Source organism: Bradyrhizobium sp. JR3.5 (genome assembly GCF_054057015.1).
In genome coordinates this window covers 4,522,194-4,537,211 of the sequence record NZ_JBSRYV010000002.1, presented here as the reverse complement: position 1 = coordinate 4,537,211, position 15,018 = coordinate 4,522,194, and the positions used below count along the sequence as shown (strand labels likewise).

At 64.3% G+C, this 15,018-nt stretch carries 10 protein-coding genes; all 10 read right to left on the bottom strand.

Translation table 11 applies throughout. From position 1 onward, the window contains the following. On the bottom strand, nucleotides 1-1,284 hold the full coding sequence (locus tag ACVWW1_RS38685) for an acetyl-CoA C-acetyltransferase (RefSeq protein ID WP_456659508.1): 1,284 nt from the start codon (nucleotides 1,282-1,284) through the stop codon (nucleotides 1-3). Continuing rightward, entirely contained in the window at nucleotides 1,284-3,551 is a 2,268-nt protein-coding gene (locus tag ACVWW1_RS38680; protein WP_456659507.1) for an acyl-CoA dehydrogenase, read from the bottom strand. Before ACVWW1_RS38680 ends, ACVWW1_RS38685 begins: the two co-directional genes overlap by 1 nt. Before the next feature lie 380 nt (nucleotides 3,552-3,931). After that, the gene (locus tag ACVWW1_RS38675) at nucleotides 3,932-5,197 is read right to left on the bottom strand and encodes an SMP-30/gluconolactonase/LRE family protein (protein WP_456659506.1); all 1,266 of its coding nucleotides are present in this window, start codon (nucleotides 5,195-5,197) and stop codon (nucleotides 3,932-3,934) included. A gap of 232 nt (nucleotides 5,198-5,429) precedes the next feature. Continuing rightward, nucleotides 5,430-6,053, bottom strand: coding sequence for a flavin reductase family protein (locus ACVWW1_RS38670; protein ID WP_456659505.1), 624 nt, complete (start codon nucleotides 6,051-6,053; stop codon nucleotides 5,430-5,432). Nucleotides 6,054-6,215: 162 nt separating this feature from the next. Beyond that, entirely contained in the window at nucleotides 6,216-6,824 is a 609-nt protein-coding gene (locus tag ACVWW1_RS38665) for a TetR/AcrR family transcriptional regulator (protein ID WP_173641186.1), read from the bottom strand. A 21-nt stretch (nucleotides 6,825-6,845) separates the two neighbouring features. Then, on the bottom strand, nucleotides 6,846-9,983 hold the full coding sequence (locus ACVWW1_RS38660; RefSeq protein WP_176533202.1) for an efflux RND transporter permease subunit: 3,138 nt from the start codon (nucleotides 9,981-9,983) through the stop codon (nucleotides 6,846-6,848). Between the two features lie 134 nt (nucleotides 9,984-10,117). Next, a complete protein-coding gene (locus ACVWW1_RS38655) occupies nucleotides 10,118-11,224 on the bottom strand; it encodes an efflux RND transporter periplasmic adaptor subunit (protein ID WP_456659504.1) in 1,107 nt (368 codons plus the stop codon). A gap of 356 nt (nucleotides 11,225-11,580) precedes the next feature. After that, a complete protein-coding gene (locus ACVWW1_RS38650) occupies nucleotides 11,581-12,903 on the bottom strand; it encodes an MFS transporter (protein WP_456659503.1) in 1,323 nt (440 codons plus the stop codon). A gap of 248 nt (nucleotides 12,904-13,151) precedes the next feature. Continuing rightward, the gene (locus ACVWW1_RS38645) at nucleotides 13,152-14,315 is read right to left on the bottom strand and encodes a winged helix-turn-helix domain-containing protein (protein ID WP_456659502.1); all 1,164 of its coding nucleotides are present in this window, start codon (nucleotides 14,313-14,315) and stop codon (nucleotides 13,152-13,154) included. 310 nt (nucleotides 14,316-14,625) lie between these two features. Then, entirely contained in the window at nucleotides 14,626-14,868 is a 243-nt protein-coding gene (locus ACVWW1_RS38640) for a hypothetical protein (RefSeq protein ID WP_456659501.1), read from the bottom strand. Between the last annotated feature and the right edge of the window lie 150 nt (nucleotides 14,869-15,018).

Below are 15,018 nucleotides of genomic sequence, written 5' to 3'. Positions count from 1 at the left end.
TCACACCGTCTCTATCAACATCGCGCCGCCCTGCCCGCCACCGATGCATTCGGTGGCGACGCCGCGCCTGGTGCCGAGCCGCTTCATCGCATTGACCAGATGCAGCACGATGCGGTTGCCGCTGGTGCCGACGGGATGGCCAAGGCTGATCGCGCCGCCGTCGACGTTCAACCTCGCGCGGTCGATCTCGCCGGCCGCGCCATCGAGCCCCAAAATCTCGCGGCAGAATTTGTCGTCGTTCCAGGCTGCGAGACAGCCGAGCACCTGCGTCGCAAAAGCCTCGTTCAGCTCCCAGGTCTCGACTTCCTGCAAGGTCAGCCCGTTGCGCTTGATCAGTGCGCTCGCCGACAGCACCGGACCGAGACCCATGATCGACGGATCGAGCGCCGACCACTGGCTGTCGAGGATGACGGCCTTCGGCGTCAGCCCGTGCTTTGCCACCGCGGTCTCGGATGCCAGGATCACCCAGGATGCGCCGTCGGTGATTTGCGAGGAATTGCCGGCGGTGACCTGACCCCACGGGCGCTCGAACACCGGCTTCAGCTTTGCCAACGTCTCCAGTGTCGAGTCCGGGCGGACGCCATCGTCATGATCGTAGAACTTACCGTCGCGGGAGAACGCGGTCTCGACCTCGCCCTTGAGGAAGCCTTGCTTCTGCGCGTTGGCGAGCCGCTGATGGCTCTCGGCGGCGTAAGCATCGGACTGCGCGCGGGTGATGCCGAAGAGATGGCCGACCTTCTCGGCGGTCTGCCCCATGTTGAGCTCGGTGATCGGATCGGTCAGCCCGCGCTCGAGGCCGATGATCGGCTTGAAGTAGCTCGGCTTCACCTTCAGCGCCGCGGCGATCTTGGCACCGATGCCCTTGGCGCCGGCAAAGCCGGCAAACCAGCGCACGCCAGAATTGGGCCAGACCAGCGGCGCGTGGCTCAACGCCTCGGCGCCACCGGCGAGGATCAGGTCGGAGATGCCTTCGCGGATGTAGCGGTAGCCGGTGTCGATCGATTGCATGCCGGAGCCGCAATTGATCTGCACCGTGAAGGCGACCATCTGCTCGCCCATGCCGAGCCGGAGGGCTGCGACCCGCGCCGGGTTCATCTCGTCGGCGATCACGTTGACGCAGCCGAGGATGACCTGGTCGAAAGCGGTGGGCGCGAAAGGCTGCCGCGCCAGCAATGGCCGGCCGCATTGCACGGCGAGGTCGACCGGGGTGAACGGGCCGGGACCGGAGCGCGCCTTCAGGAACGGCGTCCGGCTGCCGTCGACGATAAAGACTGGTCGCGCCATCAGCTCGCCGCCCTCTGCTCACCAAGCTCCTGGAAGAACTGATGCACGTCGGCGGTTTTCTTGTAAATCGGGGACAGCGCCTCGGGCGCAAAATCATCGACCTCGATGACCTTGGCGACGGCCTCATGGGCGGCGGCGAGCTTCTCGCCGTCGGCCTCGGTGATGACACCTTTCTTGACGGCCTCCTTCCAGTCATGCAGCCGCGCCGCACGCAGCTGCTTGGCCGCATCCTCGGACTCAGTGACAAGGCGGAAGGCCTTTTCCAGCCGCGCAATGCCGCCGTCATCCTCGACAAAGGCGAGGTCCGGCGTCAGGCGGTCGCGCGCTGCCGACGGCGACAGCACGAGTTGTGCGCAGAGATGCACGACGCTATCCGACGGACCCGTGACGCGCGCGCCGAACGGCTGGATCAGGAATTTCAGCATCCATGCCACCGGGCGGTTCGGCAGATTGGCGAGGATTTCCGCAAAGCGGTTCTCGATGGTCTTGAAGCCGGATGCCATGCACCATTGGAGCGCAGGAAGATCCTCCTTCTGCTGCCCCTCGTCCTGCCAGCGCTTGAGCGCGGCGGAAAGCAAGTAAAGCTCCGACAGGATGTCGCCGAAGCGCGCCGAGAGCATTTCCTTGCGCTTCAATGCGCCGCCGAGGGTGAGCAGCGCCATGTCGGCGCACAGCGCGAACGCCGATGAATAGCGCGAGAGCTGGCGATAGAACTCCGTTGCATCGCCGGCATCCGGCGCCGGTGCGAACAGGCCAAAGGTCCAGCTGCGGCCCCAGGCGCGGAACATGGTCGCGAAGCTGTGGCCGACATGGTTCCAGAACGCGGTGTCGAACGCAGTCAGGCCCTTGTCGCGATCGGTCTCGCTGAGCGCGTTCATCTCCTGCAACAGATAAGGATGCGCGCGGATTGCGCCCTGCCCGAACACGATCAGATTGCGGGTCAGGATATTGGCGCCCTCGACCGTGATGCCGACCGGTACCGAGCGGTAGAGCCCGCCGAGATAGTTCTGCGGCCCGTCGATCACCGCCTTGCCGCCATGGATGTCCATGGCGTCGTCGATCGCGATCCGCATCCGCTCGGTGGCGTGCAGCTTCATGATCCCTGAGATGACGGCGGGGTGATGCCCCTCGTTCAGCGCGGCGCAAGTCAGCCGCCGCGCGGCGTCGAGCAGATAGGCGGTGCCGGCGATGCGCGCGAGCGGCTCCTCGATGCCCTCGAACTTCGAGATCGAGATGCCGAACTGTTCGCGAATGCGGGCATAGGCGCCGGTGGTGCGCGCGGCGTAGGCGGCGCCGGCGGCCGACAGCGACGGCAGCGAGATGCCGCGGCCGGCGGCGAGCGCCGTCATCAGCATCTTCCAGCCCTGCCCCAGGCGCTCCTGGCCGCCGATGATGTAGTCGAGCGGGATGAAGACGTCGCGGCCCCAGTTCGGGCCGTTCTGGAACACCTGCATCGCCGGCAGATGGCGCTGGCCGATCGAGACGCCGGGCAGATGGGTCGGGATCAGCGCGACCGTGATGCCAAGCTCGTCCTCGCTGCCGACCAGGTGATCGGGATCATAAGCCTTGAAGGCGAGGCCGAGCAGCGTCGCCACTGGCCCCAGCGTGATGTAGCGCTTGTGCCAATTCAGCTTCAGCCCAAGCACCTCGCGGCCTTCGAAATTGCCCTTGCAGATGATGCCGGTGTCGATCATCGAGGCGGCGTCCGAGCCGGCCTCCGGGCTGGTCAGCCCGAAGCAGGGAATGTCCTGGCCGGCAGCCAGGCGCGGCAGCCATTTGTCCTGCTGCTCCTTCGTGCCGAAGCGCATCAGGAGTTCGCCCGGCCCGAGCGAGTTCGGCACCATCACGGTGACGGCCGCGGTCAGCGAGCGCGAGGAAATCTTGCGCACCACTTCGGAATGCGCATAAGGCGAGAAGCCGAGGCCGCCGAATTCCTTCGGGATGATCATGCCGAAGAACTTCTTCGCCTTGATGAAGCTCCACACCTCGGGCGGCAGATCGCGCCATTCCCAATTGATCTTCCACTCGTCGAGCATCGCGCAGAGCTCGTCGACCGGACCGTGCAGGAAGGCGTTCTCCTCGTCGGTCAATCTGGCCGGCGCGAACGCCAGCAATTTCGACCAGTCGGGATTGCCGGTGAAGAGATCGGCGTCCCACCAGACGTCGCCGGCTTCCAGCGCCTCGCGCTCGGTGTCCGACATGGTCGGCAGCACACCACGCGCCCAGGAGAAGATCGGCTTGGAAAGGTAATCGCGGCGGAAGCTCATGGTGGGGTCCTCATGAAACGGCAGCGCGGATGGGTGATGATCCTATCGGAAAGTGCCGTTCACCGGTGAACACTTCGCTGTTCAAATAAAGCGAAATTGACGCGGCCAAGCCGCCGTTTGTTAACGGCAGACCACGCGTTCAGTTCCGAAAGCTGAGCTGCGACAATCAGGTAGCAGGGGGCTGGTAGCACCGCGAAAGCAGGACGAACCAAGTGCCGGTCTCGCGGCAGGCTCCCCACCTCTCCCGCTTGCGGGGGAGGTCGCCGCGCAATCAGCGCGGCGGGTGGGGGCTCTCTCCACGATACGACTCGCGGAGAGAGCCCCCACCCCAACCCTCCCCCGCAAGCGGGAGAGGGAGCGCAGTCTCCCACGCGGATACTTTACGCCGGCCCGGCGCCCTGGGTCGCGGTATAGACCGCATAGAGCGACTGGCTTGCGGCCATGAACAGGCGATTGCGCTTGGGGCCGCCGAAGGTGATGTTGCCGCAGACCTCGGGCAGCCGGATGCGGCCGAGCAGCTTGCCTTCCGGCGACCACACCGTCACGCCGTTGTAACCGACCGCGCGGCCGGCATTGCTCGAGCACCAGACATTGCCGTTGACGTCGCAGCGGATGCCGTCCGGTCCGCACTTCACGCCGTCGATCGTGAAGTCGCTGAACCGCTTGCCGTTGACGGGCTTATTGTCGGCGCCGACGTCGAACACGAAGACGTCACCCTTGCCGCCGGGGCCGGTGTCGCCCGGTCCCTTGCCGGTCGAGACGACGTAGAGCTTCTTGTAGTCCGGCGAGAAGCAGAGGCCGTTCGGATCCGGCACCTGGTCCTCGCTCACCACGAGATCGACGCGGCCCGAGGGATCGATGCGATAGCAATTGGTCGGCAGCTCGCGCTTGGCCGGCGCGAAGCCCGCGGGCTGCCCGATCCGCGGGTTGAGCTTGCCGGCCGCGTTGCTCGCGCCACCGGCCGCGTCAGGCTCGCCCTCGTAGAGCTGGCCGCCATAGGGCGGATCGGTGAACCAGTAGCTGCCGTCGGGATGCGCGACGATGTCGTTCGGCGAGTTCAGCCGCTTGCCCTGATAGTTATCGGCTAGCACCGTCGCAGTGCCGTCATTCTCGTAGCGCGTCACCCGGCGGGTGAGATGTTCGCAGGAGAGCTGGCGGCCCTGGAAGTCGAACGAATTGCCGTTCGAGTAGTTCGACGGCATACGGAACACGCTTACATGGCCGTCGTCCTCCGACCAGCGCATCTGCCGGTTGTTCGGGATGTCGCTCCACAGGAGATAGCGGCCCTGCGAGCTCCAGGCCGGGCCCTCCGCCCACAGCACACCCGTAAAGAGGCGCTTGATCGAGGTGTTGGGCTGGGCAAGATCGTTGAAGGACGGATCGACCGCGATGATGTCGGGGTCCCAGAAATAGGTGGTCGGCGCACCACGCGGACTGAAGTCACGCGGCGGGCTGGTGATGGTTGTCGGCGGTCCGACCGGCGCGGGCGCGTTCTGGGCCAGCGCGCTGCCGACGCCGGCTGCGGCAGCAGCCGCCCCCACCGCCAATCCCTGGACGAGTGTTCGACGTGAAACGTTCGGATCGCGCCGCTCTTCTTTCTGACCGCTTTGCGCGCCGTTTGGACCGCTCCGCTCCTGGCGTGTCATCGCATCCTCCCACTGTGTTCGCCGGCCGTTGATCCGGCCTGGCGCGCGGGAGGTTAGACTGCTCGCTCGGAGGTTGCGAGTGACGGTTTTTCATCACTGCACGCCGAAATTTCACATTGTCGTGGTTCCCGCATTGGTCATTGCGAGGAGCAAAGCGACGAAGCAATCCATCCATCCCAGCGGGGAGATGGATTGCTTCGCTTCGCTCGCAATGACGGCTAGACGGACAATATCAATCCGGCCGGATCATCTCGAACATGTTTTCCGGCCTGATCTCGAAGTAGTCGCCGCGGCGGCCGGCGCGGACGATGGGGTGCGCGAGACCGGTCTGATAGACCCCGTCCTTGATGAAGGCCTTGTCGATATGGACGGCGACCACCTCGCCGAGCGTCAGCCAGGCCTCGGCCTTCTTGCCGTCGGCGCCCTGAAGCTGGATGATCTGGCTCACCTTGCATTCGAACGACACCGGGCTTTCGGCGACGCGCGGCACGTTGACGAGCTTGCCGGCGACCGGCGTGAGCCCTGCGAGCTTGAACTCGTCGACATCGCGCGCGACATGCGCCGCGGTCGCATTCATGTGCTTGGCGAGATCCATCGTCGCCAGGTTCCAGACGAACTCGCCGGTGTCCTGGATATTGGCGACGCTGTCCTTCCAGTTGGTGGAGGAGAAGCCGATGATCGCCGGCACGTAGCAGAAGGCGTTGAAGAAGCTGTAGGGCGCGAGGTTGACGTTGCCGCCCTTGTCGCGCGAGGAGATCCAGCCGATCGGACGCGGCGCCACGATGGCATTGAACGGGTCGTGCTTCAGGCCGTGGCCATTCTTCGGCTCGTAGAAATGCAGGTCTTTGGCGGTCACGCTGGGCCCCTCTCACGGTAGCCCGGATGGAGCGCAGCCCAATCCGGGACTCGTCTCACACGTGGAAGCATTCCCGGATTACGCTGCGCTCCATCCGGGCTACGATTTCGCTTCGCTTGCAATGCGGGAAGAGTCAACTGACGAAAACGTCAGCGCCGGCGCTCAATTGGCGCGGATGCGCGGCGACAGGCCGGCGATCACGAAATCGATCATCTGGTCGATAGTCGGGCCCGGCTTGGTGGCGCATTGAGCGATCATCTGCGGATGGAAGAACCGCATCATCGCCGTGCCGGCGCACAGCGCGGCGACTTCGAGGTCGTCGACCTCGAACTCGCCCGTCGCCACGCCTTGCGCGATCACCTCGCCGATGGTGTGGCCGATCGTTTCCATATGGGTGACGCAGACCTGCCAATCCTCCTGCATCGCGATCTCGACCATCTCGTGCAACTTGGAATCGTCGACATAGCGCTCGGTATTCATGCGATTGATCGTCTTCATCATTTGGCGCATGCGCGCCGCTGCCGGCCCTTCCGATCGCGCGATGCGCTGGGCCTCAACCTCGACCCCGCCCATCAGGCCGCGCGCCACGCCTTCGTGGATCGCCTTCTTCGAATCGAAGAAGCGGTACACATTGGCCGGGCTCATCCGCAGCTCTTTGGCGATGTCGGCGACCGTGGTCTTCTGATAGCCGATCTGCCGGAACAAGCGCTCCGCCACCACGAGAATCCGCTCGCGGGTGTCGGTTTCGCTATGTTCCGAGATCAGTGTCATGTTGGCTTGCTCAATCTTCAATTATTCGGCCGCCTCAGCAAGTGGAAATGCGAGTTGTCCCTCACCGGCATGCTGCGGCGCAGTATTGACTTGCTCGGGGCCGCTTTCGTCCAAGGTCTTGCGGAACCAGAGGGCGTAAAGGCCCGGCAGATACAGCAAGGTCAGGAAAGTCGCAACAAACAAGCCGCCCATGATGGTGATCGCCATCGGGCCCCAGAACGCCGAGCGCGACAGCGGGATCATGGCAAGGATCGCCGCGAGCGCGGTCAGCACCACAGGCCGGGCGCGCCGGACGGTGGCCTCGACGATCGCCTCGCGCCGGGTCAGGCCGGAGGACACGTCGCTCTCGATCTGATCGACCAGGATGACCGCGTTGCGCATGATCATGCCGGCCAGCGCGATCAGGCCGAGCAGCGCCACGAAGCCGAACGGCTGGTTGGCGACGTTCAGCCCGAGCGAGGCGCCGACGATGCCGAGCGGCGCGGTCAGGAACACCAGCGTCAGGCGCGAGAAGCTCTGCAGCTGGATCATCAAGAGCGTCAGCATCACCATCACCATCACGGGGAAGAGGATGAAGATCGACGCATTGCCCTTGGCGGATTCCTCGAACGCCCCGCCCGGCTCGATCCGGTAGGCCGGCTCGAGATGGGCCTGGATGTCCTTCAGCTTCGGCGAGATCTGGTTGGTGACGTCGGGCGCCTGCACGCCATCGACGACGTCGGAGCGCACGGTGATCGCCATGTCGCGGTTGCGTCGCCACAGGATCGGCTCCTCATGCGCATATTCGATCTTGGCGATCTGCTGCAGCGGCACCGCCACTCCGTTCCGCGTGGTGATGGTGAGATCGCCGACGCGGCCGAGATCGAGCCGCTCGGACGGCACCGCGCGGGCGACCACGCCGACCTTCTCGATGCCGTCGCGGATCGTGGTGACCGGCGCGCCCGAGATCAGCATCGCCAGCGCCTGCGAGACGTCCTGCGGAGTCAGGCCGAGCGCGCGCGCCCGATCCTGGTCGACGGCGAGCTTCAGGTAAGGCGACTGCTCGTTCCAGTCGAGCTGGACGTCCTTGACGTTCTTGTTCTGCCGCATCACTTCGCGCACCTGGTAGGCGATGTCGCGCACCTTGTTGGCGTCGGGCCCGATCACGCGGAACTGGACCGGGAAACCGACCGGCGGACCGAAGTTGAAGCGGTCGACCCGGACCCGCGCCTCGTTCAGCGCGCCGTCGGCGGCAGCCTGCTCGATCTTCGCCTTGACGCGCTCGCGCGCCTCGACGTTCTTGGCGAGGATGACGATCTCGGCAAAGGCCTCGTTCGGCAGCTGCGGGTTGAGGCCGAGCCAGAAGCGCGGCGAGCCCTGACCGACATAGGCCGTGTAGGTCTGGATGTCCTGGTCGTCCTTGAGGAGCCCTTCGGCCTGCTTCACCGCCTTCTCGGTGACATTGAAGGCAGTACCCTCTGGCAGACGAAGCTGCAGGAACAGCTCGGGCCGCTCCGATAGCGGGAAGAACTGCTGCTGGACGTGGCCGAAGCCCACGATCGAAAGCACAAAGACGCCGACGGTCGCCGCCACCACCTTGACGCGGTGATCGACGCACCACTGCACCACGCTGCGCAGGCCGCGATACATCCGCGTCTCGTAGATCGCGTGCGGATCGTGGTTCTGGTGCACTTTGATGTTGGGCAGCAGCTTGACGCCGATATAGGGCGTGAAGATCACCGCGACGAACCAGGATGCGACGAGCGCAATCGCCACGATCCAGAAGATGCCGCCGGCATATTCGCCGACCGCCGAATTGGCAAAGCCGATGGGGAGGAAGCCAGCGGCTGTGACCAGCGTCCCCGTGAGCATCGGAAACGCAGTGGATTCCCAGGCAAAGGACGCCGCCTTCATGCGGTCCCAGCCCTGTTCCATTTTCACCACCATCATCTCGACCGCGATGATGGCGTCGTCGACCAGGAGGCCGAGCGCAATGATCAGCGCGCCGAGCGTGATGCGGTGCAGATCGAGCGACATCGCGTTCATCACGATGAAGACGATGCCGAGCACCAGCGGCACCGAGAGTGCCACCACGATGCCGGTGCGCCAGCCGAGCGCGACAAAGGAGACGAACAGCACGATCGCGAGCGCCTCGACGAAGGAGTGCACGAACTCGCCGACGGCGTGCTCGACCACCTTGGGCTGGTCGGCGATCTGCTGGATGTCGACGCCCTGCGGCACCGCCTTCAGGAACTCGGCGGTCGCCTGCTGGACCTCCTTGCCGAGCTCGAGGATGTTGGCGCCCTTGGCGGTGACGACGCCGATGCCGAGCGCGGGCTTGCCTTCCTGACGCACCTTGAAGCTCGGCGGATCGACATAGCCGTGAGAGACTGTTGCGATATCGCCGAGCCGGAACACACGGCCGTTGCTCTCGACCGGCGTTTCGGCAACCGCCTTGACGCCGTCAAGCGCACCGGTGACGCGCAGCGGCACGCGCTGCGACGAGGTCTCGACCGTGCCGGCCGGCGTGACATTGTTCTGCTTGGCGAGCGAGTCGAACAGCGCCTGCGGCGTGATGCCGAGCGTCGCGAGCTTGGCATGCGAGAACTCGACGAAGATGCGCTCGTCCTGGGTGCCGTAAAGGTCGATCTTGGTAACGCCAGGCACCTTCAGCAGACGCTGGCGAAAACCCTCCGCGACCTTCTTGAGCTGCGCGTAATTGGCGCCGTCGCCGGTCATCATATAGAGGATCGAATCGACGTCGGAGAATTCGTCGTTGACCACGGGGCCGAGGATGCCGGAGGGCAGCTCGCCCTGCACGTCAACCAGCTTCTTGCGCAACAGATAGAAGAGATAGGGCACGTCCTTCGGCGAGGTCGAATCCTTGAAGGAGACCTGCATCGCGGTGAAGCCTGGCTTGGAATAGGTCTGCACCTTGTCGAAGAACGGCAGCTCCTGCAGTTTCTTCTCGATCGGATCGGCGACCTGCATCTGCATTTCCTGCGAGGTCGCGCCCGGCCACATCACCGAGACGTTCACCACCTTGACGGTGAAGAACGGATCCTCGGCGCGGCCGAGCTTCTCATAGGAGAAGAAGCCGGCGGCGCCGAGGATGATCATCAGGAACAGCACCAGCGTCGGATGGCTGACCGCCCAGGCCGAAAGGTTGAAGCGCTTCATGTCAGTCTCCAAATCCCCAAACCGTTATCGCCACGGCCGTCATTGCGAGGAGCGTTAGCGACGAAGCAATCCACACTTGTCTTGCTGCGAGATGGATTGCTTCGCTTCGCTCGCAATGACGGAACAACAACCAATTAGAACGACAGCGACGAGACGACCCGGACCTTCTGGCTCGGATCGAGTTTCTGCACGCCGAGGGCGACCACCTTGGCGCCATCGTCGACGCCGCCGGAGATGACGACGTTGTTGCTCTCATAGGCCTTCACCTTGACCGGCTTCAGCGCGATGTCGCCCTTGTCGTCGACGATGTAGAGCGAGGGATCGCCGCCCTGGCTGTACAGCGCCGACAGCGGCAGCTTGGCGACTCGTTCGGTCGCCTTGTCGGCCAGGGTCAGGGTTGCGGTCATGCCGAGCGAGACGGCCTCGTCGGCGTCCGGCAGCGAGAACTTCGCGAGATAGGTGCGGGTGGCGGGATCGGCCTGCGGCGCGACCTCGCGCAGCTTGGCGGCGTAGGTCTTCTTGGCATCCGACCACAGCGTCACCGTGGCAACGCCCGACCTGGCACGAGCGAGAAGCGTCTCGGGGATCGCGACGACAGCTTCCTTCTCGCCAAGTCGGGCGACACGGATCGAAGCCTGGCCCGCGGCAACCACCTGGCCGGGCTCGATCATGGTCGCGGTGACGACACCCCTCGTGTCGGCCACCAGCGTTGCATAAGAGAGGGAATTCTTGGTCAGCTCGACCGAGCGCTCGGCGCGGTTCAGCCGCGCCCGCGCCTCGTCGCCGGCGGCCTTGGCGGAATCGAGCGCCGCATCGGTGGCCCAGCCCTTGGCCTTCAGGTCCTTGGCGCGCTGCTCGGCGGCCGCGGCCTGCGCCAGCACGCCGGTGGCGGCGCGGAATTCCGCCTCCGCCTGCTCGGCCTGCAGCTTCAGGTCGACCTCATCGAGAGTGGCCAAGGGCTGGTCGACGTCGACTGTCTGTCCGACCTCGACCAGCCGCTTGGCCACCTTGCCGGCAACCCGAAAGCCCATATCGGCTTCGATACGGGGCTTGATGGTGCCGACAAAGCTGCGCTCAGGCGTTTCGGCCTCGTAATGGACGGTCGCCACCAGAACGGGGCGTCCGGGATCGGCGGTTTCGGCTGCCTTTTCATTGCAGCCGGTCAGCGCGAACACCGCGAAAGCCAGCGTTGCTCCGGTCAAGAGCCTGTAATAGCTCGACAAAACGGAACGAACGAACATCTGAAATCTCCATCGGGCTGACGACTGATGAAGAGTATCGATTTATCACTGATGAATGTCAATATTCATCAGTGATAACCAATTCGTGAGGAACGCAGTAATTAACGCGGGGTTAAGCGGGGAAATTTTGGAAATTGCGTAGCCCGGATGGAGCGCAGCGAAATCCGGGGACGGTCTGCACACGGCGACCCCGGATTGGGCTTCGCTCCATCCGGGCTACGGCGGCGGCGCGTGTTAGCGGGATCTGTAGGATGGGTAGAGCGAAGCGAAACCCATCATCTCGCCGCGGACAAAGAACGATGGGTTTCGCTTCGCTCTACCCATCCTACGCAGCCGTCACGACGTTCGCGTTATCGTTACTTCGCGCTCGCAAACTCGGTCTTGGTTTCGTGGCTGCCGAGGAAAACCAGGAGGCCCGCCGCGAGCGGCAACAGCGACAGCACCAGGAGGCCGGTCGACGTGCTGCCGGTCGTCTCCTTCACCCAGCCGATCAGATAGGGCCCGCCGAAACCGGCGAGGTTGCCGATCGAGTTGATCAGCGCGATCGCGCCTGCGGCGGCGGTGCCTGACAGCCAGGCGGTCGGCAGCGTCCAGAACACCGCGAAGGTGCAGAACACGCCGATCGCGGCGACCGTCAGCACGATCATGGTCATGGTCGGATCGCTGATGTAGCTGGAGGCGGCGAGCGCCAGCGCCGTGAGCAAAAGCGGCGCGCCGACATGAAACACGCGCTCCCGCGTAGCGTCGGACCGGCGCGCCCACAGGATCATCGCGACGGTGCCGAACGCATAGGGGATCGCGGTGACGAATCCGGTCTGCGCGTTGGTGAGACCGAACGCCTTGACGATCTGCGGCAGCCAGAACTGCATCCCGTAGAGCGAGGCGACGAAGCCGAAATAGATCGCACTGAGCGCCAGCACCTTCGGCGAGGACAACGCCTGGCCGAGCGTGAAGTGCTGCGCCGCCTGCTTGGCCGCGACCTCGGCATCGAGCTTCGCCTTCAGCCAGGCCTTCTGCTCGGCCGAGAGCCAATCGGCCTTCTCCGGCCGGTCGGTGAGATAGAACCAGGTGACGACGCCGAGCAGCACCGAGGGGATGCCCTCGATCACGAACAGCCACTGCCAGCCTTTCAGCCCCATCACGCCGTCCAGCCCGAGCAACAGGCCGGAGATCGGCGCGCCGATCACGGTCGAAATCGGCACCGCGAGCGCGAAGGCGGCGAGGAAGCGCGCGCGATACTCGGCCGGGTACCAGTAGGTGAGATAGAGGATGATGCCGGGGAAGAAGCCGGCCTCGGCGACGCCGAGGAAGAAGCGCAACGCATAGAAGCTGTGCTCGTCATAGACCGCCGCCATCAGTGCCGAGAGGATGCCCCAGCTCACCATGATGCGGGCGATCCATTTGCTGGCGCCGAATCGCTCCAGCGCCAGATTGCTCGGCACCTCGAAGATGAAATAGCCGATGAAGAAGATGCCGGCGCCGAACGAGAACACCACCGGCGAGAACTTCAGCTCGCTGTTCATGGTCAGCGCGGCGAAGCCGAGATTGACGCGGTCGAGATAGGAGAAGAAGTAGGCCAGGATCAGGAACGGGATCAGCCGCCAGGAGATCGCGCGGATCGTGGACGTCTCGATCTCGCTGCGGGCGCCGCGATCAGCAGCGGTTGCGGTCTGGCTCATCTGTTCCCCCAAAGCTATTGCTTGCCTTGAGGATTATTGGGTGGCCCGGCCTTGAGCAATGGCAAAAACTCATAGCACACAGGCCAGATGGGAACTTGGGGGTTTTCCACGGCGTCATTGCGAGCCAACGGGTCGCGCGAACGCGCGCCCGATGACAGGCTCCGCGAAGCAATCCATAGCGCCGCGAATGGTGAGATGGATTGCTTTGTCGCTTCGCTCCTCGCAATGACGAACGGAGAGGACCGCTCTCAATCCGCGAGCTGGAAACGCTCGAAGCGGTCGAGCTCCTCCTCGATGCGGCGCTTCAGCTCCTTGCGACCCGCCTGCTTCTTGCCGTTGCCGACCCAGCTCCATTTCTGCATCAGGAGCTTCCGGTTCTGCCGGTCGGTCTTCAGGTCGAGGGCGGCAACGATATCGTCGCCGACCAGCACCGGCAGCGCGAAATAGCCGAACAGGCGCTTCTCCTTCGGCACATAGGCCTCGAAGCGGTGGCCATAACCGAAGAACAGCTCGGTGCGCTTGCGCTGGATGATCAGCGGATCGAACGGCGAGAGGATGTGAACCGGGGCAGGATCACCCTCGCCGGTCTCCTCCAGCACTTCGGGCCGCGCCCAATGCTCCTGCTTGCCGGCGCCGTCGAGCGCGATCCGCACCAGCTCCTTGCGGCGCACCCTCGCCTCGATCAGGCTGCGCACCGCCTTCTTGCTCGGCGCGTCCAGATGGCAGATCGAATCCAGGCTGACGATGCCTTGCGAGCGCAGCGCGCGGTCGAGCAGATAGGCGACCCGCACCGAGGCCGGTGCGGGCGTCGGCGGCTTGTCCCAGCCGAAATGCCTGCTCATCAGCTCGTAGGTCTTCAGCATGCCGGCGCGCTCGCTGATCGTGACCACGCCGCCATAGAAGGCGAGTTGCAGCGCACGCTTCGAGGGTTTGCGGCTCTGCCAGAGATGCTCCTTCTCGGTCAGCACGTCGTCTTCGATGTCGCGGATGGTCAGCGGACCGGCCCGCAGCAGCCGCAGCACCTTGCGGGTATCCGACGGCGTCACCGACGCGAACCATTTATGGCCCTCGCGCTTGTGTGCCTTCATCGCCGGCAGAAAGATGTTGATGTCCTTGGACGGCACGTAGGACAGCGCGTGCGTCCAGTATTCGAACACGCTCTTGTCCTGGCTCTGCGCCTGCTTGAGGTCGGCGCGGCGGTAGTCCGGAATCCGGGTGAACAGGATGTGGTGGTGGCAACGCTCGATCACGTTGATGGTGTCGATCTGCACATAGCCGAGATGATCGACGGCAGCGGCCACGGCTGATGCCCCGTCCCCGAACGGCGCCGTCGTATCGAGCCGTTGCGCGCGCAGCCAGATATGGCGGGCGGCGGCATTGTTCAGGGATAAGGGTTCGGCGACGCGGGGCATTGCCCAGGCAATGTAGTGAGATTCGCGCTGCTGTGGAGAGCCGCGTCAGGGAAATCAGCTCCGCCGATTGTGCACGCTTCGGCGCCCCGGGCTGCAGCTAAGCGGGATGAATTTGGTTGAATCGACCCGCCAAGGTTTCGGATCACCTCTCCCCGGCGGGGAGAGGTCGGATTGCAAAGCAATCCGGGTGAGGGCTCTTGCCCTCTCGATAGACCGTAACCCCTCACCCGATTTGCTACGCAAATCGACCTCTCCCAAGGGAGAGGTGAACTTTTGACGCCGTTTCAGCTCAACCAAATCTCATCGCTCTTTAGTCCGATCCAATGGCCCGCCGCAACCAGGGAACGTCCACCATCGCCGCCGCGAGCGCGGCGTTTTCCTCATGGAAAACCCGGGACGAATGACCGCCAACCGGAAACCAGCCGCGGCCATCCTCCACGTCCCGCCGATATTCCTCGAAACCGATGGTCCCTTCCGGGCGAACGAAGATATCGACGCAACGCGAAGCGCCTTCGTCATTGATCGAGCGGAGGACACGATTGACTTGGGCCAAGATGTTCTCCTCTCCGTCGCCGGCCCCTGCACGGCACGAGACAGGGGCCGGTCCATTCAACTGTGACATAGATCACATTCGCGGCTTTGAACCAGTCCTAGATTCGCAGCATCAAAACGACAACAGCCGGATTGGCTGGCCTTGCATTTA